This window comes from Streptomyces sp. NPDC030840, from assembly GCF_055572015.1.
Genome location: NZ_JBVIEE010000009.1, coordinates 313,654 through 336,564, shown reverse-complemented (window position 1 = coordinate 336,564; position 22,911 = coordinate 313,654). Strand labels below are relative to the sequence as shown.

The window sequence follows — 22,911 nt, the reverse complement described above, 5'->3', positions numbered from 1 at the left end:
GGTCACGTCCTTGAGGAAGCGGTGTCTGCGGGTGGGGGCGCCGGGCGCGCCAGGGCGGTGTGGAACAGTGCGCGGCGGTACAGGAGCTGCGCGGGGGACTTCTCGGTGAGTCCCTGGGCGCCGTGCACGTGGAGTGCGCACCAGGTGGCGTCCAGGGCCAGATCGCTGTTGTGCCGGACGAGGTCCGCCACCCGTTCGCCGAACGGCTCCTTGCGGCTGTCGACGGGCGGACTGTCGTCGTGAGGACGGGTGCGGCGGTCGGCGAGCGCCGCCGTCCAACGGGTGAGGAGGCGAGCCGCGTGCAGACGGGCGGTGAGAGCGGCCAGTGGGAAGGCGACCGCCTGGTGGCGGCCGATGGGGGTGCCGAACTGGCGGCGGCCACGCGCCCGCAGGACCGCCGCGCTCACGGCGGCGTCCGCGAGCCCCCACAGGTACCCGGCGCGGCGGATGCCGTCCAGAGCGGACAGTGCCGTGGTGCCGCCGGTGCCGTTCTGCTCCGGGGCGAGGGTTTCGTGGGTCGTGAGATCGTGCGTGGATCCCTGGCCGCCCAGGACGAGCCGGTGGCGGGGCTCGCCGTGCACTCCCGTGTGCGGCAGCCAGGAGGCATCGCGCAGGGGTACGACCGTGAACCGCTCACCACCGCCGGGGGCCGGGGGCAGCCGCAGCAGTGCCGTGACGGCCGGCAGTCCGCTGACGAAGTCACGGTGCAGGGGGGACGGGGAGCCGTCGTGCCGTTCGTCCGGCGCCGGGTGCAGGCTGACCGCGAGCCCTGCCCGTCCGGCCAGCAGGTCGTGCAGTGCCTCGGCCACGGGTCCCTCGTCCGGGGCGGCGGCCAGCGCTTCGGCGGCGGTGGCCAGGTCGAGCAGGGTGCCGTCGCGCCCGGCCCGACCGGTCTCCTCCGCGATGAGCACGGCCTCCAGCTGCCCCAGCCCACGACCCCCGCGCGCCCCGGGCACCGTGAGCGCGGCCCAGCGGGGCAGCGCCGATGCCACCGCTCCCTCCGACGCTGCCAGCGCCCGCCGGTACTCGTCCACCAGATCCCGTTGCACGGCACTGAGTTCAGTCGGCATCGCCGGCCTCCAGCCCGAGCCCGCCGGCGATCACCTGGAGCATCATCTCGGAGGTGCCGGCCGACAGGCTCAGCCCCGGGGCCTCACGGTTCAGCAGCAGCGCGCTCGGGTCGGGCGGCGCCCCGGCGTCCTGCGGCGTCAACAGGTCGTGGGGGGAGGCCATTTCCTGGGCCAGTTCCCAGACGTCGTGCATCAGCTCGCTGTTGAGCCACTTGGACTGCGCGGCCTCCATCGGGTCGAGGTCACCGTCCTCCAGCCGGTCGGCCATGGACCAGGCCAGCAGACGGCCTGCCTCGGCGGCGGTGGACAGCCGGCGCAGCCGACCAGCGAGGGCGGCGCCGTGGCCGGCACGCGCCGCGCGCCGCCGAAGCCACTCCAGGTGGGCCCGTACCCGTGCGCTGTAGTCCATGCCGACCCGTTCGACGGCGAGTCCCTCGGTGACGACCAGCCAGCCTTCGTCGACGCCGCCGACGACATCGGCCGGGCCGACCCGCAGACCGTCGAACACGACCTCGTGGAAGGGCTCGTGGTTGACTCCGGCGACCGGCCGGACCACCACGCCGGGAGAGCGCAGGGAGACCGCGAACAGCGTGATGCCCAGCAACGGCTGCGCGTGCCGTGAGGTACGGGCCGCGACGATCGCCAGGTCGCAGTGGGCCGTCTTGACGCTGTGCGCCTTGGTGCCGTGCAGCTCCCAGCCGTCGCCGTGGGGCCGCGCCGTGGTGCGCAGCGACGCCAGGTCGGAGCCTGCGTCCGGCTCGCTGTACAGCACGGCGGCCAGCACGTCACCGCGGGCCATCGCGGGCAGCAGCCGTTCCCGCTGCCGGTCGTCACCGCACAGCAGCAGGCAACGACCCGCGTTGCGGACGCTGTTGACGTGCGCGCTGTCCGGGATGCCGTGGGCGGCGAGTTCCTCGGTGAGGATGCCGGCCGTCGCCGCGTCCAGCCCGGCTCCGCCCAGTTCGGGCGGCCAGTCGGGAGCGAGCCAGCCATGGCGGCCCAGCAGGCGGTAGGCGGGCCGGGGGTCGGGGTCGTCGGGATGGTCCCGGCTGCCTTCGTGCAGGGCTCGGCGCATCGCCTCCCCGGCCAGCACGTCGCGCAACCGGTCCCGGAATGCGAGGTGTTCGGGGCTGAGCAGGAGGTCCACGGTCATTCTCCGGTGAGGGCGCGGTCCACCGCGGCGGCGACGGCCGCGGCGGGTGCCGCGCCCATGAGGCCGAAGTGGTCGGTGGGCAGGCTCAGACGGTGGACCGGGCCCGACAGGTGAGGCAGCCAGGCGTCGCCGCGCCGGCGCTCTCCGTCGGCCGGCTCGGTGTCCACCACGAGTGCCGGGCCCGTGTGGGGGCGGGCCGGACGATGACCGGTCAGGCTGCGGCTGTGCTGCCGGAAGGCCGCGAAGCGCCGGTACGTCTCTTCGGGGTCGGTGTCCGGATCGTCGGTACCGGTCTCGCGCACCGCCGTGCCGAGAGGGTCGGGTTCGTCTTCGGCACGTGCCTCGATGTCGGACAGGCCATTCATCCGGCGCACCTCGTAGAGGAACTGCCGGGCCAGCGTGTCGTCGTCGAGGGGGTCGGTCCAGGTGCCCGGTGGCGGCGCGTCGAGCAGGACGAGCAGATCCACGGCGCGGCCCTGTGCGGTGAGCCCGAGGACCGTCTCGAACGCCGCCGTACCGCCGAACGACCAGCCGCCGACCAGGCAGGGTCCGCGGGTGTCGGTGTCGGCGGCGATCGACGTGGCGTAGCGGGCTGCCAGCTCGGTCAACCGGTCGGGTGCCGGGCGCCCCGACAGCAGGGGTGAGGCGATGCCACTGACGCGATGGCGGGCGGCCAGGGCGCGGGCCAGCGGCAGGTAGCACAGCAGGCTTCCGCCGACCGGGTGCACGAGGTAGACCGGCGTCGCGCCCGCCGGTCCGGGCAGCAGCGGCGTGATCGCGTCGGTGGTGCGGGCGGGATCGCCCGACTCCGTGGGGCACGGGCCGTTCGGGACGGAGACGAGGGACTCGGGCATCTCCCGACGAGCTGCCGGAGTGGCAGCGGCAGGGGGGCTCGGGTGGGACGGCCGGGTCATGCAGGTGCTCCCTTCCGGGGCTCGGGGACGGGAACGGGACGCGGCGACGGATCGGAGCGCGGCAGTCGGTCGGCGACGGCTGCCAGCACCGCGTCGGCCTGTGCCGGGGAGACGGTGGAGGTGTCGGTGCGCAGCAGCAGCCGCAGGGTCTCGTCCCCGACCCGGGCCTCCAGGTCGAGGGGGTACTGCACGGAGCCCGGTTCGACGTGCACCGCCTCGGTGACGCAGCCTCGCAGGGGCAGTGCCGGCGGTGTCTCCTGCCGCACGTCGACGACGGCCTGGTACGGCGACTCCAGTACCGCCGTACCGGCGGCCCGGGCCAGGGCGGCGGCCGGCACCGCGCGGTGCCGCTGTGCCTCGAGGCTGCGCTCACGGACCTGCCGCAGCAGTGCCGCGCCGTCGCATCCGGTCAGTCGTATGCGCAGCGGCATCATCGTGACCAGGCAGTCGACGAGATCCGCGTCGCCGGGGCCGCGCAGCGACACGGGGCACCCGAGGACCACCTCGTCGCGGCCGAAGACTTCCCCCAGGGCCGCCGCGTACACGGCGGTGAGCACCATGTGCGGGGTCGCGCCCGCCGCGCGGGCCGTCCGCGCCAGAGCGTGTACGGCGGGGGCGCCGCGGCGCAGCTGTCGAACCCGCGCGGGACGGCCGGTGGGCGGCACCCGGTCGGCCGGGGCGGGCAGCAGGGGCGGCGGAGGAGCGGCGAGCCGACGCGCCCAGTAGGCGGTCGACGCACCGTCGTCAGCGCGCTGGGAAGCGGGCCCCTGCGCCCCCGCCGGTGATGCCGCGCGGTCTCCCCGGGCGGCGGGCGCGAGGATGCCGTGGGTGCCGTCCGGGCCGGTCTCGGCACGGTAGGCGTCGGCGAGGTCGCGGCAGAAGACGGTGGCGGAGACGCCGTCCATGGCGATGTGGTGGAAGCAGAAGGCGATCAGTGTGCCGGCGCGGTCCGGACGGCTGATGCCGGCGCGCATCGGCTGCTCCGTCTCCAGGTCGAAGGGACGGCGATGGAAGTCGGCCAACTCGCGGTCCGAGCCGGTGCCCAGGTCCTCCCAGCGCGGGCTGCCCGGGGGCGGCTGGATGTGGCGCACCGGTCCATCGGAGCCGTCATCGGGATGCAGTGACCGCAGCGCGGGGTGACGGGTCGTCACCCGGGCGAGGGCGCGGTCGAGCGCGGTGCGGTCCAGCGGGCCCGCCACCCGGAAGGCGCGCAGGACGTGGAGGTCGGCGTCGCCCGGTCGCATCTGGTGGGCCAGCCACAGACCGAGCTGTGCGTCGGTGAGCGGGCGGATCAGGGGCGGGTCGGCAGCCGGTGCCGCCGGATCACGCAGAGCCATGGCATGTCCTGACGTTCACGTGGGGGGAGGAGCGGCGGCGGGAGAGCCGGGACGGCGGGCCGTAGGCACGGCGTGGGCGACGTGTCCCGTGGATCCGCCGCCCCGGCTGCACGCCGCCCGGCTCCTCAGTGACGGGGCTTCACCGCTTCGACGAGCAGGTGGTAACCGAGGTGGTTGAACGGCGGGGTGTCGCACAGGGTCCGCTCGAAGGACTGCACCGCGAGCGCCACGGCGGGGTCGCCGAGCACCTCGTCGGCGAGCCACACCGCCAGGGGTGAGTTGCCCCGCAGCTGCGTGACGACCATGCCCTCGGCGGCGAACAGGGCCTTGAGGTCATGCGGGCTGAAGCTGTACCAGGGCGCTGTGTACTCCTCGCCGCTGCGGGTGCGGGTGAAGACGAGTTCCTTGGCGGTGACGTCGGTGACGTCCACGGAGGCGAACCGGTCGGCCTTGAACAGCCGCTCGATCAGGCTGTTCTTGACGCCGAGCAGCATCCGCCCGCCGGGCCGCAGCACCCGCCGGACCTCGGCGAAGACCTTGGGCCGGTCCTGCAGGGGGATGTGCATCAGGGCGAGCATGCTGGTGACGACGTCGAAGGACTCGTCGGGGAAGGGCAGCGCGGCCATGTCGCCCTCACGCAGTTCCGCGTGCAACCCGCGCGAGGAGAGTTTGTCACCGAGGACGTCGAGCATGGCCCGCGACAGGTCGAGACCCGTCACCTGGGCGCCGCGCTCGGCCATGGGCACGGTGAACCGCCCGGTGCCGCACCCCATGTCCAGCACCCGCTCACCCGCGTGCACCTTGGTGAACAGGAAGTCCCTCTCCGCCGCGGTGAACATGTCGTCGGAGGGGCCGGCGCCCGGTATGCGCTCGTCGTATTCGGCGGCCACGCGCTGGTAGACCGAGCGGACCTTCTCCTTGACCTCTGCTGCCTCGCGCGGCGGTGCGGTGGTGTCGGTGTTCAGGTCCTGGTCGTAGGTGGTCATGGGGATCTCCTTGTGATGTGACGGGACGTGCGGGCGTCTTGTGGTGGATGCGGAGTAGTGGACGGAACGTGGTGATTGGGGGGCGTGTGGACGGGCCGTCGGAGGAAGAGGGACGTGCCGTCGAGGGGCAGCGGTGGTGGGCGGCGCGGCGGCGGCCGGCCGGACCGGAGGTGTTCGGCCCCGGTCAGGACGTACGGGGCGGGCACCGGCCCTGCGGGGAGGTGGACGGCCCGTACGTCCCGACCGGCGTTGTCGGCGCCTGAAGGAGGCGGTTGCCCGGGGACCCGGCCGACGGGTTCAGGACCCGGCGCGCACCAGGGGGCAGGACAGGCAGTGGGGGCCGCCGCGGCCACGGGCGAGCTCGGAGCCAGGGAAGGTGATCACCTCGATGCCCGCCTGTTCCAGGCGCCCGTTGGCGTCGGCGTTGCGGTCGTAGGCCACGACGAGGCCGGGTTGGAGCGCGAGGACGTTGGCCGAGTCGCTCCACTGTTCGCGGCGTACGGCGAAACCGTCGTCGCCGGTGTCCACCACGCGTACGGCCGGCAGGCCCAGGGCGTCGGCCAGCGCGGCGAACCCGTCGTCCGCCGGACGCGCGCGGATGTCACCGCGGCGGTCGAGGACCAACTCGTACCAGCGGCACTTGTCATGGTGTGCTCTGCTCACCAGGAAGGTGTCGTGGTCGACCATGGTCATCACCGTGTCGAGGTGCATGGTCTGCCGGTCCCTCGGCAGCATCACGGCCAGCACACGCCGTTCACCGCCGGACATGAGCAGGGACCGCGCCAGTTGTTCGGCCGCCACGGTGCCGGTGCGCTCGCCGACGCCGACGACCACACAGCCGGGGCCGGCCACCATGACGTCCCCGCCCTCCAGGGAGGCCGATGGGGTGTCGCCGCCGGTCAGGATCCCTTCGGCACCGACAGTCCGCAGCAGTGCTGCGGTCAGCGCGCCCTCGCGCGACCTGGCGGGGGTGGCCATACGGCCCGCTGTGCAGCGTTCGCCGATCCAGCTCAGGGTGTCGCGAACGAACATCGCGTTGGGCAGAGGTGGCAGCGCGAGCCAGTCGAGCGGCCGGTCCTCGGCGCAGAGACTGTCCCTGAGGGCGGCGCGGCGCCGTTCGGGCAACTCCGCCAGTGTGGCGCCCAGCAGCAGCCGTTCGGCCAGCTCCGCGGGGGGCAACTCCTCCAGCCAGCCGCGTAGTTCGCGTCCGGCCAGACTGCCCAGTCCGGGTGTGGCCGGGTCGCCGGTCACACCGTCCACGAGCAGGCTCCGGCCGACGGGCAGGGACGCCGCGGCGGTCAACAGGTCGGCCAGTTCGACCACGGCCACGCCGCGCCGGCGCAACAGACCGCTGAGGACGTCGTGTTCGCGCTGTGCCGCGCTGAGCCAGGGAATGTCGTCGAAGAGCAGCGTGTGCAGGTTCTCCGGGACCAGGCGGTCGAGTTCTGACCCGGGGCGGTGCAGGAGCACACGTCGCAGGGGAGCGGTCTCGGAGTCCACGACACAGTCGCCGAGTGCCGCTTCGAGGAAGGCTGTGGGGAACCGGGCCGCGTCGACGGCGGGCCGGGAGGGGGAGGAGGGGCATACGGCGGAGGCCGGGTCGGCCGGTGGGCCGGGCGACGGACGCGGCCGTGTGCGCGGGGGGCTGTGGAGAGTCGATGAGATGGCTAACGCGTCATCCACGGATTCGTCCCGGAGTGGGGGGAGGGAGGCGGTGGGGGCCCGGGGGCCACCGGTTCAAGCCCTGGTCCGGCCCTCGGCGAGCACACGCAGGGCCAGCAGGCCCTCGCTCGTGAGGACGTCGAGGTAGTCGACCTCGATACCGGTGGCTTCGTAGAGGCGTGTGGAAAGCAGGACGGCGTGGAAGGAGTCACCGCCGTTGTCCAGAAAGCTCCGCAAAGGATCTGCGGATGGACCGAGTATTTCTCGCCACAGATTCTCGGCAATATGTGAGGAGGGTCCCGAACTTAAGGGAACCGAACTCTCTTCGGAAGTCAATGCGGCCTCCTGGCAGATGAAGACGGAGGATGAGCCGGAGCAACCGGCGGGGAGAGCCGTGCGGTAAGTCGACGCTACGGACGCATTGAGCGCGATGTCAACCCGTGCATAGGGAATCAGAGTTATTGACGACTCGCGCGAAGCCTGCCGGATCTCTTGCCCTACCAGCGATTTCATGAAAGGCGCGACCCCGGGTGACATCTTCCGCGTAGACCTTGCGAACAAATGGAATGCGATCTTCCGACTGGTTCGGAAATTCCGGGACCACCCGCTCACCTGCAAGGATGCAACACCCGAAAAGAACCCTGTTTGCTTGTGGGACGCAGGGGTACGCGTCAGCCGCTCGCCTCTTGAATGCAGGGGACACCTCTATGCCGGGAACGACCGGCAGATATCCCCTGCGCGCGTTCTGCTTCTCTTTCTGTCCTCCCCCTGTCGGACTTCAGCGGAGCTTCCCCATGCCTTTATCCCGACCGTCGTCCTTGTCCGACCTGCTGCATGCCGCAGCCCGCCGCCACGGGCGGGAACCAGCCCTGGAAATCTCCGGCGACATCTTCACCTACGGCGCTCTGCACGCGCTCGCAACGAACGTCGCCGGCGCACTGGTGGCGGCAGCGGGCCGTCGGTCGGCGGTGCTGGCCCTGTGCGCTGCGCGCAGCCTCCCGGCCTACGCCGGCTACCTGGCGGCGATCCGGCTGGGCTGGACGGTCGTACCGCTCAACCCCGCCTTCCCCTCCGAGCGCAACGCCGCCGCGGCTGCCGCGGCCGGTGCACGGGTCGTGCTCGCCGACGCCTCGGGCGCCGTGCAGTCGGCCGCGGTCGCCGAGCGCGCGGGAGCCCGCCCGCTCCTCGTCGATGACCTGTGCGCCGAGCTGCCGTCAGTGGATCCGGCCACGTTGCCGGACCCTCGCACCGGTCCCGACGACGTGGCCTACGTGATCTTCACTTCGGGCACCACCGGCCGCCCCAAGGGTGTTCCGATCCGGCATCGGCACCTGCTTCCGTTCCTGCGGCACTGCGTACGGGCCTACGGCATCGGGCCCGGCAGCCGGCTCTCCCACACGTACGATCTGACATTCGATCCGTCGGTCTTCGACCTGTTCGCCACCTGGTCCGCCGGAGGCACCCTCGTGGTGCCGCAGCGCAACGTGGCGCTGCGGCCGTCCGTCTACGTCAACGAGCACCGGCTCACGCACTGGTTCTCGGTGCCGTCCGTCGTCTCGGTCGCCGACCGGCTGGGGGACCTGGAGGAGGGCAGCATGCCCGGTCTGCGCTGGACGCTGTTCGGCGGGGACCGTCTGACCAGACGGCAGCTGGAGCGCTGGTCGGCGGCGGCACCGGGCAGCGTCATCGACAACACCTACGGCCCCACCGAGGTGACCGTCTTCTGCACGGCCCACCGGCTGGCGGCCGGGCAGCGCTGCGCGGAGACCTCCAACGGGACCGTGCCGATCGGCACCACACTGGCCCACCTCGATCATGCCGTCGTCGACCCGGACGGACACCCCGCCGACCAGGGCGAGCTGTGCCTGCGCGGCCCCCAGCGCTTCGACGGCTACCTCGACCCGGCCGACAACGCCGGCCGGTTCCACCTGGGCACGCCGGGCACCGGGCTGCGCCCCGCGCCCCCGGGCCCACCACCGGCCGACGCCTGGTATCGCACCGGCGACCTGGTCGCCCGGGAGCAGGGGCACCTCGTCCACCTCGGACGGCTGGACCACCAGGTCAAGATCCGCGGCTACCGCATCGAGACGGGAGAGGTCGAGTCCTCGCTGCGGTCGGACCCGGCGGTGACCGACGCGTGCGTCGTCGCGGTCGGCCCGCCCGGGGCGGCGGAACTGCACGCGGTCTACGTCGGCCCACCGGACCGGGGCCCCGCTCTGGCCGCCCGGCTGCGCGGTCTCCTGCCGCCCTACATGCTGCCCCGGCGCATCGTGCACCGCGACGCCCTCCCCCTCACCGCCAACGGCAAGATCGATCGCACCCGGCTCGCCGAGGAACTCCGGACACATCCGACGGCGCCCGTCTAACGGAGATTCAGCCCTCCGTCGAGCACGAAGCACTCAATGGGCCACCGCCAGGCCGTACATCGCGAGCCACACGACGGCGATGAAGGCGAGCGCGCGGTCGCGGAGCACCACGTCCTCCGGCTCCCCCGCCGTGCCGCGGTCGGCGAAGACGGCGTACCTGAGGACCGCCAGGACGAAGGCGACCACGGACAGTTGACGCCACGGCAGCAGGCCCGTCCCCGGCGCCCCGTCCCCCTCCAGGGCCCACAGGCAGTAGCCGAGCACGGCGACTCCCGCCGCCAGTTGCCACACGAAGCGCAGATAGCCGGCGGTGTACTCGGTGAGGAGGGCGCGCGTGGCGCCGCCCGCCCCCGCCATCTGAACGGCCTCGGAGTACCGCTTGGCGGCGACCACGAACAGCGCGCCGAAACCCGTGGTGATCAGGAACCAGCGCGAGAGCGGGATGCCGAGCGTCACTCCCCCGATCACCGCGCGCATCAGGAAGCCGGTCGTGACGACGGTGAGGTCGACGACGAGGACGTGCTTGAGGCTGACGCAGTAGGCGAGTTGGAGCCCGAGGTACGCGGTGAGCACTGCGGTGGTGTACGGGGAGCAGAGCCAGACCGCGACGGTGGGTGCGAGGACGGCGAGGGCGCCCCCGACGGCGTAAGCGACCGGAACGGGGACCTGACCGGCGGCCACCGGGCGATGGCGTTTGACGGGGTGGGCGCGGTCGGCCTCGGCGTCCCGGGCGTCGTTGACGAGGTAGACGGCCGCCGAGCAGGCGGTGAACAGCACGAAGACGAGCGGGAGTTGGGTGAGGGCACGGGCCGAGAACAGCTCTCCGGCGGACGCGGGCGCGGCCACGACGAGGACGTTCTTGATCCACTGGCGGGGGCGGGCGGCCCTGAGGAGGCCGAGAGCGAGGCTCCCGGAGGCGGGGGCGGGGGCCGCTGTCGTGCGTGGGGGGAGGAGCGTGGTGGGTTCAGCCATGGCCACCGCCCGCCGCCGGTGGTTCCGTCCGGGCCGCCCCGGACGCCGCCGCCCCGGTCATCCAGCGGGCGCCGAGCCGGGCGGTGGCCGCCCCGAGGGCCATGCCCGCCGCCACGTCCGACGGGTAGTGCACGCCGGCCACCAGCCGTGAGACGCACATCGCGGCGGCCAGCGGGGCCACGACGGAGCCCAGCAGGGGCGCGCGCGGCGCGCGGAGCGCCCCGTACGCCACAACCGCCGCCACCGCCGCGCTCGCGTGCGAGCTGGGGAAGGAGTGCCGGCCGAGGGTGTGGACCCGGGGCTCGACATGGACGGGCCGGGGGCGCCGCACCACCCGTTTGACCCCGACGCAGGCCAGATGCGCGCCCGCGGTGAGCGCGGTGCCGCGCAACCACGCGCCGCGCCGCTCCCGGTCGGCCGCGGCACCGGCCAGGCCGGCCGCGAGCCACAGGGCGCCGTGTTCCCCGGCCCGGGACAGGGACCGCGCGGCGAGGGCGACCCACGGGTCCGCCCCGTACCCGTGGAGCACCGTGAGGAGCCGCCGGTCCAGGTCACGAACATCGCCACCAGCGTCAACATCATTCATACGATGTAACTCTTATAGGGAGACAGCCCGGAAGTACGGCAATCTTGGCCGACATCCCATTAATCACCCGTTTCGGTGAGGGGTACGGAGTGCGCCCAAGCCACCGCACCGATATGCCCCCTTGAGGGCGATACGGTCGCGGGCATGCCCGCCGCCACGGTCCCCCCTACGGCACCCGTCCCCGTCACCGGCTGGGGCCGCACCGCCCCCACAGCCGCCCGAATGGTCCGCCCGCGCACGTACGAGGAGGTCGCGGCGGCCGTCCGGGCCTGCGGGCCACGCGGAGGTATCCCCCGGGGTCTCGGCCGGGCCTACGGGGACGCGGCACAGAACGCGGGCGGCACCGTGCTCGACATGACGGGCCTGGACCGCGTCCGCGCCATCGACGTGGACGGCGGGACCGTGCTCTGCGACGCGGGCGTCTCCCTGCACCGGCTGCTGGAGGTCCTGCTGCCGCTGGGCTGGTTCGTGCCGGTCACGCCCGGGACGCGGTACGTCACGGTCGGCGGCGCGATCGGCGCGGACATCCACGGCAAGAACCACCACGTCTCGGGTTCGTTCTCGCGTCATGTGCTGTCCCTGGAGCTGCTGACGGCGGACGGCGAGATCCGTTCCGTGAGCCGCGGGACCCCGCTGTTCGACGCGACGGCGGGCGGCATGGGCCTGACCGGTGTGATCCTCAACGCGACCGTCCGGCTGCTGCCGGTGGAGACCTCGCTGATGTCGGTCGACACCGAACGGGCCCGCGACCTGGACGACCTGATGGCCCGCCTCGCCGGGACGGACCACCGCTACCGCTACTCCGTCGCCTGGATCGACCTGCTCGCGCGCGGCGCCTCGACGGGCCGCTCGGTCCTGACCCGCGGCGACCACGCGCCGCTGGACGCACTGCCTCCGCGCGCGCGGAGAACCGCGCGGGCATTCGGCGCCCGCCGCCTCCCGGCCGTCCCCGCCCACATCCCGGAAGGGTTCCTGAACCGGACGACCGTGGGCCTCTTCAACGCGCTCTGGTACCGCGCGGCGCCCCGCGCGCGCACGGGCGAACTCCAGCGGATCGCCACCTTCTTCCACCCCCTCGACGGCGTCCCCCACTGGAACCGCGTCTACGGCAGGTCCGGCTTCGTCCAGTACCAGTTCGTCGTCGGGTACGGCCGTGAGGAGGCGCTGCGCCGGATCGTGGAGCGGATCGCGCGCCACCGCTGCCCGTCCTTCCTCGCCGTGCTGAAACGCTTCGGGGAGGGCGATCCGGGGTGGCTGTCCTTCCCGATGCCCGGCTGGACGCTGGCCCTGGACCTCCCCGCGGGCCTGCCGGGCCTCGCCGCCCTGCTCGACGAGCTGGACGAGGAGGTCGCGGCGGCACAGGGCCGTGTGTACCTGGCCAAGGACGCCCGGCTGCGGCCCGGGCTGCTGGCGGCCATGTACCCCCGGCTGGCCGAGTTCCGGGAGCTGCGCCGGACGCTGGACCCGCGCGGCGTCTTCGTGTCGGACCTGGCCCGCCGACTCGGTCTCCAGTGACCCACCTGCCGGTCCAGCGGCCCCCTTCCCGTCCCCTTCCCGTTTCTTTCCGATCCCCCTCTCCACGACCCCGGGAGCTGTCATGAAGGACGCCTTCGGTATCCCCCAGTCCCTGCTGGTCCTCGGCGGCACGTCGGACATCGGGCTGGCCACCGCGCGCCGGCTGATCACCCGCCGCACCCGCACGGTGTTCCTGGCCGGGCGCCCCTCGCCCGACCTGGACGACGCGGCCGCGCACCTGCGCGGACTGGGCGCCGACGTGCGCACCGTCGCCTTCGACGCGCTCGATCCCGCCTCCCACGAGACGGTCCTCGGCAAGGTGTTCGCCGAGGGCGACATCGACATGGTGCTGCTGGCCTTCGGCGTGCTCGGCGACCAGGCCAACGACGAGCGGGACCCGCTGGCCGCGGTGCGCGTCGCCCAGACCAACTACACGGGCGCGGTCTCCGCCGGGCTCGTATGCGCGCGGGCCCTCCAGACCCAGGGGCACGGCTCGCTCGTGGTGCTGTCGTCGGTCGCGGCCGAGCGGGCCCGCCGCTCGAACTTCATCTACGGCTCCAGCAAGGCCGGCCTCGACGCCTTCACCCAGGGCATCGGCGACGCCCTGCACGGCACGGGCGTCCACGTCATGGTCGTCCGCCCCGGCTTCGTCCGCTCCCGCATGACGACGGGCCTCCCGGAGGCTCCCCTGGCGACGACTCCCGAGGCGGTCGCCTCAGCGATCGAGCTCGGACTGCGCCGGCGGTCAGAGACGGTGTGGGTGCCAGGGCTCCTGCGCTGGGTCATGTCGGCGCTGCGCCACGTACCGCGGCAACTGTTCCGCCGGCTCCCGGTGTAGCTCTGGGCGGCCCGGCCACCCCGTCAGGGGCGCGGACCCCTGCCGAGGCGATCCCTGTCCGCCAAGCGGAGCGTCCCCGCCTGCGGCGGCACCACCGCACCTGCGAACGGGAACTCACGGAGCTTGCGCCACACCCCGTCCGCGCCCTGTTCGTAGAGCGCGAACCCGGTGCAGGACCACTCCGCCTCGTACTCGGCCAGTTCCTCGTACGCCCGGTCCATCGCCTCGTCGGGGATGCCGTGCGCCACCGTGACGTGCGGGTGGTACGGGAAGGCCAGCTCGCGCGCCACCGGACCCGAGGCGTCCCGGACCTGCTTCTGCAGCCATGTGCAGGCATCGGCTCCCTCGACGACCTGCACGAACACCACGGGCGACAGCGGCCGGAACGTGCCCGTGCCCGACAGCCTCATCAGAAAGGGGCGCCCGGCGGCCGCGACCTCGGTCAGGTGGTCCTCGATCGCCGGCAGCTCCGAGTCGTCGACCTCGGTCGGTGGCAGCAGGGTGACGTGGGTGGGAATGCCGGAAGCCGCGGGGTCGCCGAAGCTCGCGCGCTGCTCCTGGAGCAGGCTGCCGTGAGGCTCCGGGACCGCGATCGAGACACCGATCGTTACGGTCCCCACGTCGTCTCCTGTCGTCTGGTGTCGTATGTGTGGTCGGTTGTGCGGTGCGGCGGTGCGGCGGTTGTGCTCTGTCACCGTTTCCGTGCCGTCGGAGGGCAGGGGTGACTGCCGCTCGTTCACCGACTGTACGGTGGCGCGGCTCGGTGCGGGGAGGGCGGCCGGGCGGCTCAGTGCTTGGCGGGCAGGAAGCCCACCCTCTCGTACGTCTGCGCGAGTGTCTCCGCCGCGACACCACGCGCCTTCTCCGCGCCCTTGGCCAGGATCGAGTCGAGCGTCTCGGGATCGTCCAGGTACTGCTGGGTGCGCTCCCGGAACGGAGTCACGAACTCGGTCATGACCTCGGCGAGGTCCGTCTTGAGCGCACCGTAGCCCTTGCCGGCGTACTTCTCCTCGAGTTCCGCGATTCCGGTCCCGGTGAGGGTCGCGTAGATGGTCAGCAGGTTGCTGACACCCGGCTTGTTCTCGGCGTCGTAGCGGATGACCGTGTCGGTGTCGGTGACCGCGCTCTTCACCTTCTTGGCCGTCACCCTGGGCTCGTCGAGCAGGTTGATCAACCCCTTCGGGGTCGACGCGGACTTGCTCATCTTGATCGACGGGTCCTGAAGGTCGTAGATCTTCGCCGTCTCCTTCAGGATGTACGGCTTAGGAAGGGTGAAGGTCTGCCCGAAGCGGCCGTTGAAGCGCTCGGCGAGGTCGCGGGTCAGCTCGATGTGCTGGCGCTGGTCCTCACCGACGGGGACCTCGCCCGCCTGGTACAGCAGGATGTCGGCGACCTGGAGGATCGGGTACGTGAAGAGGCCGACGCTCGCGCGGTCGGCGCCCTGCTTGGCGGACTTGTCCTTGAACTGGGTCATGCGGCTGGCCTCGCCGAAGCCGGTGAGGCAGTTCATGATCCAGGCGAGCTGCGCGTGCTCGGGGACGTGGCTCTGGACGAAGAGGGTGCACCGCTCGGGGTCGAGCCCGGCCGCGAGCAGCTGGGCGGCGGCGAGCCGGGTGTTGGCGCGCAGCTCCGCCGGCTCCTGCGGGACGGTGATCGCGTGCAGGTCGACGACCATGTAGAACGCGTCGTGGGACTCCTGCAGGGCCACCCACTGGCGCACGGCACCGAGGTAGTTGCCGAGGTGGAACGAGCCGGCGGTGGGCTGGATTCCGGAGAGCACGCGAGGTCGATCAGAGGCCATGCTCACCATTCTCTCAGGTGCGGGGGCCCGTTCCGGAACTGGTCCGAAACAGAAGTGACACAGGTGGGAACGGAAGGGTCCGGCTGGAGCACCGGCCGTCTTCGGGGGCGCGGGGCTGTACCGGATGTGCGGCCCCGCCGCGTGGCGCGGCGCTGCGGAGACGGCACCCTTCCGACACGCCGCGCGGCGTGTCGGCCCTCCCGACACGCCGCGCGGACGGACTAGCCCAGGTCGATCTCCGGGTACAGCGGGAAGCCGGCCACGAGGTCGGTGGCGCGGCGGGAGATCTCGTCGGCGACCTTGGGGTCGAGCACGTGCTGGGCCTTGGAGGGGGCGCCCGACTTGGTGGTGCCCGGCTCGGTGGTGGTCAGCACGCGGTCGATGAGGCCCGCGACCTCGTCCATCTCGGCGGTGCCCAGGCCACGGGTGGTCAGCGCGGGCGTGCCGATGCGGATGCCGGAGGTGTACCAGGCGCCGTTCGGGTCGGCGGGGATGGCGTTGCGGTTGGTGACGATGCCCGAGTCGAGCAGCGCGGTCTCCGCCTGGCGGCCGGTGAGGCCGTAGGAGGTGGCGACGTCGATCAGGTTCAGGTGGTTGTCCGTACCGCCGGTCACCAGGGTCGCGCCCCGGCGCACGAGGCCTTCGGCCAGGGCGCGGGAGTTGTCGACGATGCGCTGGGCGTAGTCCTGGAAGGCGGGCTGCCGCGCCTCGGCGAGCGCGACGGCCTTGGCGGCCATGACGTGCGGGAGGGGGCCGCCGAGGACCATCGGGCAGCCGCGGTCGACCTGGTCCTTGAGGGAGTCGTCGCACAGGACCATGCCGCCGCGCGGGCCGCGCAGCGACTTGTGGGTGGTCGTCGTGACGATCTGGGCGTGCGGGACCGGGTCGAAGTCGCCGGTCAGCACCTTGCCCGCGACCAGGCCGGCGAAGTGCGCCATGTCCACCATCAGCGTCGCGCCGACCTCGTCGGCGATCTCGCGCATGATCCGGAAGTTGACCAGGCGCGGGTACGCCGAGTAGCCGGCGACGATGATCATCGGCTTGAACTCGCGGGCGGTGGCGCGCAGGGCCTCGTAGTCGAGGAGCCCGGTGGCGGGGTCGGTGCCGTAGGAGCGCTGGTCGAACATCTTGCCGGAGATGTTCGGGCGGAAGCCGTGGGTGAGGTGACCGCCGGCGTCCAGGGACATGCCGAGCATGCGCTGGTTGCCGAAGGCCTGGCGGAGCTCGGCCCAGTCGGCCTCGGAGAGGTCGTTGACCTGGCGGGCGCCGGCCTTCTCCAGGAAGGGGGCCTCGACGCGGTCGGCGAGGACGGCCCAGAAGGCGACGAGGTTGGCGTCGATGCCGGAGTGCGGCTGGACGTAGGCGTGCCGGGCGCCGAAGAGCTCTCGGGCGTGCTCGGCGGCGAGGCCCTCGACGGTGTCGACGTTGCGGCAGCCGGCGTAGAAGCGGCGGCCGACGGTGCCCTCGGCGTACTTGTCGCTGAACCAGTTGCCCATGGCCAGGAGGGTGGCCGGGGACGCGTAGTTCTCGGAGGCGATCAGCTTGAGCATCTCGCGCTGGTCGGCGACCTCCTGCCCGATGGCGTCGGCGACGCGGGGCTCCACGGCCCGGATGACGTCGAGGGCGCTGCGGAAGGCGGTGGACTCGGTGGAGAGGGGCGCGGGGTTGTCGGACATGAGGACCTCCGGACGTGGCGTTCGGCGTTCACGGTACGGCCCAGGCGCACGGCACTCGCTTCCCGGGCCGCTCCCCGATGGTCGGTCCCATCTTCGGAACCCCGCCGTCAGGCGGGATCCAGCGCGCCAGTCACGGCCCGCCGCCACCCTACCGGGCGCGCCGGAGCAGCGGGTTCGCGCGTCCACCATGCGAGCGACGATGGAAACGGGAGCGGGTCCCGCCCGGTTCCGCAGGGAGGAGAGGAGACGTCGTGGCTGCCCCGAAGAGCCCCTCGGAGCGGTTGATCGCCTCGGCCGAGGAGTACGGCGCGCCCACCTACGACCCGTTGCCGGTGGTGGTGGCGTCGGCGGACGGGGCGTGGATGACGGACGTGGAGGGGCGCCGGTACCTGGACCTGCTGGCGGGGTATTCGGCGCTCAACTTCGGTCACGGCAACCGGCGGCTGATCGAGGCGGCGAGGGCGCAGCTGGAGCGGGTGACGCTGACGTCGCGGGCGTTCCACCACGACCGGTTCGCGGAGTTCTGCGAGCGGCTCGCCCAGTTGTGCGGCATGGAGATGGTGCTGCCGATGAACACGGGCACGGAGGCGGTGGAGACCGCGGTGAAGACGGCCCGGAAGTGGGGGTACCGCGTCAAGGGCGTGCCCGGCGGGCGGGCGAGGATCGTGGTCGCGGACGGCAACTTCCACGGCCGTACGACGACGGTCGTCGGCTTCTCCACCGATCCGCTGGCCCGGGCGGACTTCGGCCCGTACACGCCGGGCTTCGACGTCGTGCCGTACGGGGACGCGGCCGCGCTGCGTGCCGCGGTCGGCGACGACACGGTCGCGGTGCTGCTGGAACCCGTCCAGGGCGAGGCGGGGGTGCGGGTGCCGCCGCCCGGTTACCTGGCGGAGGTACGGGAGGTGACGCGGGAGCGGAACGTGCTGTTCGTCGCCGACGAGATCCAGTCCGGTCTCGGCCGGACCGGGCGGACCTTCGCCTGTGAGCACGAGGGCGTCGTACCGGACGTCTACGTGCTGGGGAAGGCGCTCGGGGGCGGGATCGTGCCCGTGTCGGCGGTGGTGTCGTCGCGGGCGGTGCTCGGGGTGTTCCGGCCCGGTGAGCACGGGTCGACGTTCGGCGGGAACCCGCTGGCCTGCGCGGTGGCGCTGGAGGTGATCGCGATGCTGGGCTCGGGGGAGTTGCAGCGGCGGGCGGCCGAGCTGGGCGGGCACCTGCATCGTGAGCTGGGCCTGCTGGCGGACGCGGGGCGGCTGACCGAGGTGCGGGGGCGTGGGTTGTGGGCGGGCGTCGACATCGCTCCCGGGTACGGCACCGGCCGCGAGGTCTCCGAGAGGCTGATGGACCGGGGTGTCCTGGTGAAGGACACCCGCGGCGCCACCCTGCGCCTCGCCCCTCCCCTGGTCATCGGCGAGGAGGAGCTGGACTGGGGGCTCGCCCAGCTCCGCTCGGTACTCGGCGTGTAGGGCCCGGCCCTCAGAGGATCACGTGCGGCAGGAACCGCGCGTACTCGTCCGTGACCAGCCCCGACGACTCGCGGATGCCGAGCCCCGCCGACTCGTTCTCCACGACCCACGCGCCCAGCACGACCCGGTTGCCGTCGAAGGACGGCAGGGGCGCGAGCTCCTGGTAGCAGCACGGTTCGTCGCGGAGGACGGGATCGGCGCCCGGTTCGTGCACCGTCACCCCCGCGCCCTCGCGGCCGAGCAGCGGCTTGGCCACGTAACCGCGCCCGGAGGCCAGCTCGCGGGGGCCGTCCAGGTAGGCGGGGAGCAGGTTCGGGTGGCCCGGGTACAGCTCCCACAGCACCGCGAGGAGGGCCTTGTTGCTGAGGAGCATCTTCCAGGCGGGCTCGATCCACAGTGTGGCGCCCGTGCCGCCGCCGTTGTCGAGGGTGGCGAGGACGTGCGGGGCGAAGCGGTCGGTGGTGAGCCACTCCCACGGGTACAGCTTGAAGACGCTGCGGATGAAGCGGAGCTTCTTGTCGACGAAGCGGCCGGAGAGGCGGTCCCAGCCGATGTCCTCCATGGAGATCCAGTCGGTGTCGAGGCCGGCCTGTTCGGCGGTCTCCTTCAGGTAGGCGACCGTCATCAGGTCCTCGCCGAGCTCGTCCCCCGCCGAGTGGGCGAAGTAGAGCGGGCCGCCCGGCGGGAGCAGCTCGGACTGCTTCTTCCAGGCGTCGACCAGGCGTTCGTGGAGGGAGTTCCACTGGTCGGCGCCGGGGAAGCGTTCCTCCATCCAGAACCACTGCGGGCTCGCGGCCTCGACGAGCGAGGTCGGGGTGTCGGCGTTGTACTCCAGCATCCTCGCCGGGCCCGTGCCGTCGTAGCGCAGGTCGAACCTGCCGTACACGGAGGGGAGTTCGGCTCGGCGGTGCCAGGCCTCGGTGACCAGTTCCGCCAGCCGGGGATCGGTGATCCCGAGGTCGGCGAACCGGTCGTGCTCGACGATGTGCGCGGCCGCCGCCAGGCACATGCCGTGCAGTTCCTCGACGACCTCCTCCAGTGCCTCCACCTCGGGCAGCGAGAAGACGTAGTGGGCGCTCTCGTCCCAGTACGGGCGCAGGGAGCCGTCCGGGTAGCGGGTGAGCGGGTAGATCAGCCCCTGTTCCTCGACGGTCTGCTGCCATCCGGGGCGGGGTTCGATCGTGCGGCGTTCCATCGGCTCGTCGGGTCCGTCCCGCGTGTCCGCTCAGCCGCCGCCCGACCCGGAACCCGAGCAGCCGAAGCCGTCGCGGTCGACGGCCTCGCTGCGGCTGAAGGTGCCGTAGTCGGCGTAGCGGCCGGTGACGTCGGCGTCGTAGTACCAGTCGGCGTCCACGGTGGCGGTCCTGCCGCCGGTCTTGCGCTTCTTGGCGGACGACGTGGAGCCGGACGCGGCCGCCTTGCAGTTCTTGTCGGCGACGATCTTGTAACCGTTGGCGAAGTCGTAGCTGTCGCGGTCCACGCAGCGGCGGTCCGGTTCGGAGCCGCAGGACGTGAGGGCCGCGGCTATGACGCCCATGCCGCCGAGTACGACCGTGCTGGACCGCAGGCGCCTGCGCTGCTCTGCCATGTTCTCTCCCCCGTCGGGTGTGCGTGTACGGGCCGCCGCGCGGCACATGACCGGCGTGCGACCGGCGCTCAGAGTAGTGATCGAATGCGGCGATTGCCCAACCGGCTCGGCAAGGACGCCCGGGGCCGCCCGCCCTACGGCAGCACCCTGCACAGGGCGTCCAGCGCCCCCGCCCACGCGTGGTCCGGAGGGGTCCCGTAACCGACGACCAGGGCGTCCAGGTCGGTGGTCGCCCGGGCGTGGCGGTAGCGGGACAGGCCGTGCACCTCCAGGCCCTGCCAGGCCGCCGCCCGGACGACCGACGCCTCGGTGCCGGGCGGGAGCCGGAGCACCGCGTGCAGTCCGGCCGCGATCCCGGTGACGCGGACGTCGGGTGCGCGCTCGCGCAGGGCGTCGACCAGGGCGTCCCGGCGGCGCCGGTAGCGCAGCCGTACGGAGCGCACATGCCGGTCGTACGCCCCCGACGTGATGAACTCGGCGAGGGTCAGCTGGTCCAGTACGCCGCAGGACCAGTCCGTGTGCCCCTTGGCCGTGAGGACCTCGGGGGTGAGGGACGGCGGCAGGACCATCCAGCCCAGGCGCAGTCCCGGCGCCAGGGACTTGCTGGCGGTGCCCAGGTGGACCACGTGGTCGGGGTCGAGGCCCTGCAGCGCGCCGACCGGCTGGCGGTCGTAGCGGAACTCGCCGTCGTAGTCGTCCTCGATGACCAGTCCGCCGCTGCGGCGCGCCCAGTCGAGCACGGCGGCCCGCCGGTCGGGGTGGAGCGGCACACCCATGGGGAACTGGTGGGCGGGGGTGAGCAGGACGGCCCGGACGCCGGTGAGGTCGCCCGTCAGGTCCTCGGTCCGGGTGCCGAGTTCGTCGTACGGCAGCGGGACCGTCCCGAGACCGGCTCGTGCCAGCAGGTTCCAGTGGGCGTCGAGGCCGTACGACTCCACGGCCGGCGCCTGGGCGCCCCGGCGCCGCAGCACCGTGCCGAGCAGCATCAGCGCGTGGGAGATGCCCGAGGCGATCACGATGTGCTCCGGGTCGGCGCGGACGCCGCGGGCCCGGGCCAGGTAGCCGGCGAGGGCGGTGCGCAGTTCCACGCGGCCGCGCGGGTCGCCGTAGCCGAGGGCCTCGTGCGGGGCGGAGGCCAGGGCGCGCCGGGCCGCCTTCAGCCACGCCGTGCGCGGGAAGGAGGCCAGGTCGGGGCTGCCGGGAATGAGGTCGTACGCCGGACGGCCGGGCTCCGGGTGGGGCCGGGGTGGCCTGCGCCGCGCGCTCTGCGGGACGGCGCCGTCCGCGACCCGGGTGCCCGAGCCCTGGCGCGCGGTGAGCCAGCCCTCCGCGACGAGGTCGCTGTACGCCTGGGCCACCGTGTTGCGGGCAACCCCGAGGTCGGCGGCGAGCGAGCGGGAGGAGGGCAGGCGGGTGCCGGGAGCGAGACGGCCGCTGCGCACGGCCTCCCGGAGGGCGTCCGTGAGCCCTTTGCGCACTCCGGAACCGGACGGTTCGACATGGAGGTCGACGCCATAAGTGGCCCACTGTTTCGCCATGGAAATGGACCATACCCCTGGGCTGCTTCGCTCCTAGGGTCGAGGCATGACGACGACCGATGAGACGAAGCCCCAGACGGGGACGGAGACGAAGACGGGGACGGGGACGGGGACAGGAACAGGGACAGGGACGGAGACGCAGTACGCCCCCGAGAGTCCCGCACGTCTGCCGTGGGCCAAGCTCGCCCCTGACGTGTACAAGGTGATGGTCCGGCTGGACGCGGCAGCCCGGCAGGGCCTCGACCCGGCGCTGTACGAGCTGGTGAAGATCCGCGCCTCCCAGATCAACCACTGCGCCTTCTGCATCGACATGCACACCAAGGACGCGCTCGCCGCCGGCGAGCGGGTCGAGCGGATCATCCAGCTCAGTGCCTGGGACGAGTCCCGGCACTTCTACACCGAGAAGGAGCTCGCGGCGCTGGAGCTGACCGAGGCGGTGACGGTCCTGACGGAGGGATTCGTACCCGACGAGGTGTATGAGAAGGCCGCCCGGCACTTCGAGGAGGCCGAGCTGGCGCAGTTGATCTCCGCGATCGCCGTGATCAACGCCTGGAACCGCTTCGGTGTGACCGCCCGGATGACGCCGGGGCACTACCAGGCGGGACAGCACAAGTGACGCCTCGCACCTTGCCCTGCTCGGGAGTTTGGTTCCTCCCCGGCCTGAAGGCCGGGGCACCCTCGAAGGAGTGCAAGTGAACAACGGGACCGACATGAGCAAGGTCGATCTCTTCCGCGCCCTGCACCGCGGCCGGACACCCGAGAACCCGCTCGTGCTGCCCGGCCCGTGGGACGCGGCCAGTGCGCGGGTCCTCGTGGAGGCCGGGTTCCCGGCGCTCGCCACACCCAGCGCCGGGGTCGCGGCCTCGCTCGGGTACGCCGACGAGGACGTGCCCGCCGACGAGGTGTTCGCGGCGGTCGCGCGGATCGTACGGGCCGTGGACGTGCCGGTGTCCGCCGATGTCCGGGACGGGTTCGGGCTGCCGCCGAAGGAGCTGGTGGAGCGGCTCCTGGAGACCGGTGCCGTGGGCTGCAACCTGGAGGACTCCAGCGGGGGCGTGCTCAAGGACCCGCGCGAGCACGCCGACTGGCTCGCCGCGGTGCGGGCCGCGGCGGGCGGGGCGCTGTTCGTCAACGCGCGCGTCGACACGTTCGCCCGTGGGGTGTCCGATCCCGGCCGGGCCATCGAGCGGGCCGCGCTGTACGTCGCCGCCGGCGCCGACTGCGTGTATCCGATCTACGCCCCACCGGAGGTTCTGCCGCTGCTGCGGTCCGGGATCCAGGGGCCGGTCAACGTGTTCGCCCGGCTGGACGGCAAGGGCCCCTCGCCCACCGAACTCGGTGAACTCGGGGCCACTCGCGTCACGTTCGGGCCGGGACTGCAGCGCTGGGCGGCGCTGGCGCTGCGCGGGATGGCCGACCACCTGAAGCAGTAGGGCACTG

General features: G+C 72.7%; 21 protein-coding genes. 6 read left to right on the top strand and 15 right to left on the bottom strand.

Annotated features, from left to right (window positions below; genetic code table 11):
* Positions 1 to 2: 2 nt before the first annotated feature.
* The 7 genes from ACZ49J_RS21950 to ACZ49J_RS21920 all read right to left on the bottom strand — a co-directional run bounded on the left by ACZ49J_RS21950 (position 3) and on the right by ACZ49J_RS21920 (position 7,359).
* Positions 3 to 1,070, bottom strand: a complete 1,068-nt coding sequence (locus tag ACZ49J_RS21950) for an acyl-CoA dehydrogenase family protein (protein WP_467450189.1) — start codon at positions 1,068 to 1,070, stop codon at positions 3 to 5.
* Complete coding sequence (locus ACZ49J_RS21945) at positions 1,060 to 2,223, bottom strand: acyl-CoA dehydrogenase family protein (protein ID WP_467450188.1); 1,164 nt, start codon at positions 2,221 to 2,223, stop codon at positions 1,060 to 1,062. The genes ACZ49J_RS21950 and ACZ49J_RS21945 overlap by 11 nt, the downstream gene beginning before the upstream one ends.
* Positions 2,220 to 3,077, bottom strand: coding sequence for a thioesterase domain-containing protein (locus tag ACZ49J_RS21940; protein ID WP_467450187.1), 858 nt, complete (start codon positions 3,075 to 3,077; stop codon positions 2,220 to 2,222). Before ACZ49J_RS21940 ends, ACZ49J_RS21945 begins: the two co-directional genes overlap by 4 nt.
* Positions 3,078 to 3,133: 56 nt before the next feature.
* Positions 3,134 to 4,474, bottom strand: coding sequence for a condensation domain-containing protein (locus ACZ49J_RS21935; RefSeq protein ID WP_467450185.1), 1,341 nt, complete (start codon positions 4,472 to 4,474; stop codon positions 3,134 to 3,136).
* A 125-nt stretch (positions 4,475 to 4,599) separates the two neighbouring features.
* The gene (locus ACZ49J_RS21930) at positions 4,600 to 5,460 is read right to left on the bottom strand and encodes a class I SAM-dependent methyltransferase (protein WP_467450183.1); all 861 of its coding nucleotides are present in this window, start codon (positions 5,458 to 5,460) and stop codon (positions 4,600 to 4,602) included.
* Positions 5,461 to 5,757: 297 nt separating this feature from the next.
* The gene (locus tag ACZ49J_RS21925) at positions 5,758 to 6,930 is read right to left on the bottom strand and encodes an arginine deiminase (RefSeq protein WP_467450180.1); all 1,173 of its coding nucleotides are present in this window, start codon (positions 6,928 to 6,930) and stop codon (positions 5,758 to 5,760) included.
* Positions 6,931 to 7,197: 267 nt separating this feature from the next.
* Positions 7,198 to 7,359, bottom strand: a complete 162-nt coding sequence (locus ACZ49J_RS21920; protein WP_467450179.1) for a hypothetical protein — start codon at positions 7,357 to 7,359, stop codon at positions 7,198 to 7,200.
* Between the two features lie 557 nt (positions 7,360 to 7,916).
* Here ACZ49J_RS21920 and ACZ49J_RS21915 point away from each other — a divergent pair.
* Positions 7,917 to 9,488, top strand: coding sequence for an amino acid adenylation domain-containing protein (locus ACZ49J_RS21915; RefSeq protein WP_467450177.1), 1,572 nt, complete (start codon positions 7,917 to 7,919; stop codon positions 9,486 to 9,488).
* Between the two features lie 33 nt (positions 9,489 to 9,521).
* Here the strand turns inward: ACZ49J_RS21915 and ACZ49J_RS21910 are convergent, their stop codons facing one another.
* Together ACZ49J_RS21910 and ACZ49J_RS21905 are read right to left on the bottom strand one after the other, a co-directional pair.
* A complete protein-coding gene (locus ACZ49J_RS21910; protein WP_467450176.1) occupies positions 9,522 to 10,460 on the bottom strand; it encodes a decaprenyl-phosphate phosphoribosyltransferase in 939 nt (312 codons plus the stop codon).
* On the bottom strand, positions 10,453 to 11,046 hold the full coding sequence (locus ACZ49J_RS21905) for a phosphatase PAP2 family protein (protein ID WP_467450175.1): 594 nt from the start codon (positions 11,044 to 11,046) through the stop codon (positions 10,453 to 10,455). The genes ACZ49J_RS21910 and ACZ49J_RS21905 overlap by 8 nt, the downstream gene beginning before the upstream one ends.
* Positions 11,047 to 11,190: 144 nt before the next feature.
* Between ACZ49J_RS21905 and ACZ49J_RS21900 the strand changes: the two genes are divergently transcribed.
* Together ACZ49J_RS21900 and ACZ49J_RS21895 are read left to right on the top strand one after the other, a co-directional pair.
* Positions 11,191 to 12,561, top strand: a complete 1,371-nt coding sequence (locus ACZ49J_RS21900; protein WP_467450174.1) for an FAD-binding oxidoreductase — start codon at positions 11,191 to 11,193, stop codon at positions 12,559 to 12,561.
* A gap of 82 nt (positions 12,562 to 12,643) precedes the next feature.
* Entirely contained in the window at positions 12,644 to 13,399 is a 756-nt protein-coding gene (locus ACZ49J_RS21895; RefSeq protein WP_467450173.1) for a decaprenylphospho-beta-D-erythro-pentofuranosid-2-ulose 2-reductase, read from the top strand.
* Positions 13,400 to 13,422: 23 nt separating this feature from the next.
* Here the strand turns inward: ACZ49J_RS21895 and ACZ49J_RS21890 are convergent, their stop codons facing one another.
* From ACZ49J_RS21890 to ACZ49J_RS21880, 3 genes are all read right to left on the bottom strand, one after another.
* Entirely contained in the window at positions 13,423 to 14,019 is a 597-nt protein-coding gene (locus tag ACZ49J_RS21890; protein WP_467450171.1) for a 2'-5' RNA ligase family protein, read from the bottom strand.
* Between the two features lie 167 nt (positions 14,020 to 14,186).
* Entirely contained in the window at positions 14,187 to 15,200 is a 1,014-nt protein-coding gene (gene trpS / locus ACZ49J_RS21885) for a tryptophan--tRNA ligase (RefSeq protein WP_467450170.1), read from the bottom strand.
* Positions 15,201 to 15,421: 221 nt separating this feature from the next.
* Positions 15,422 to 16,876, bottom strand: coding sequence for a glycine hydroxymethyltransferase (locus tag ACZ49J_RS21880; RefSeq protein WP_467450169.1), 1,455 nt, complete (start codon positions 16,874 to 16,876; stop codon positions 15,422 to 15,424).
* A gap of 251 nt (positions 16,877 to 17,127) precedes the next feature.
* On the opposite strand from ACZ49J_RS21880, the gene rocD reads away from it, so the two are divergent.
* Complete coding sequence (rocD, locus tag ACZ49J_RS21875; RefSeq protein ID WP_467450168.1) at positions 17,128 to 18,345, top strand: ornithine--oxo-acid transaminase; 1,218 nt, start codon at positions 17,128 to 17,130, stop codon at positions 18,343 to 18,345.
* Positions 18,346 to 18,355: 10 nt separating this feature from the next.
* On the opposite strand, the gene ACZ49J_RS21870 is transcribed toward rocD, so the two are convergent.
* The 3 genes from ACZ49J_RS21870 to pdxR form a co-directional block, all read right to left on the bottom strand.
* Positions 18,356 to 19,540, bottom strand: a complete 1,185-nt coding sequence (locus tag ACZ49J_RS21870; RefSeq protein WP_467450166.1) for a glutathionylspermidine synthase family protein — start codon at positions 19,538 to 19,540, stop codon at positions 18,356 to 18,358.
* A 30-nt stretch (positions 19,541 to 19,570) separates the two neighbouring features.
* A complete protein-coding gene (locus tag ACZ49J_RS21865; protein WP_467450165.1) occupies positions 19,571 to 19,933 on the bottom strand; it encodes a hypothetical protein in 363 nt (120 codons plus the stop codon).
* Positions 19,934 to 20,067: 134 nt separating this feature from the next.
* Positions 20,068 to 21,471: a MocR-like pyridoxine biosynthesis transcription factor PdxR gene (gene pdxR, locus ACZ49J_RS21860; RefSeq protein ID WP_467450164.1), complete on the bottom strand. Its 1,404-nt coding sequence runs from the start codon at positions 21,469 to 21,471 to the stop codon at positions 20,068 to 20,070.
* A gap of 46 nt (positions 21,472 to 21,517) precedes the next feature.
* On the opposite strand from pdxR, the gene ACZ49J_RS21855 reads away from it, so the two are divergent.
* On the top strand, positions 21,518 to 22,087 hold the full coding sequence (locus ACZ49J_RS21855; protein ID WP_467450162.1) for a carboxymuconolactone decarboxylase family protein: 570 nt from the start codon (positions 21,518 to 21,520) through the stop codon (positions 22,085 to 22,087).
* A gap of 94 nt (positions 22,088 to 22,181) precedes the next feature.
* Positions 22,182 to 22,904 (top strand): isocitrate lyase/PEP mutase family protein, encoded by a 723-nt coding sequence (locus ACZ49J_RS21850; RefSeq protein ID WP_467450232.1) that lies wholly within the window; start codon positions 22,182 to 22,184, stop codon positions 22,902 to 22,904.
* Positions 22,905 to 22,911 lie beyond the last annotated feature (7 nt).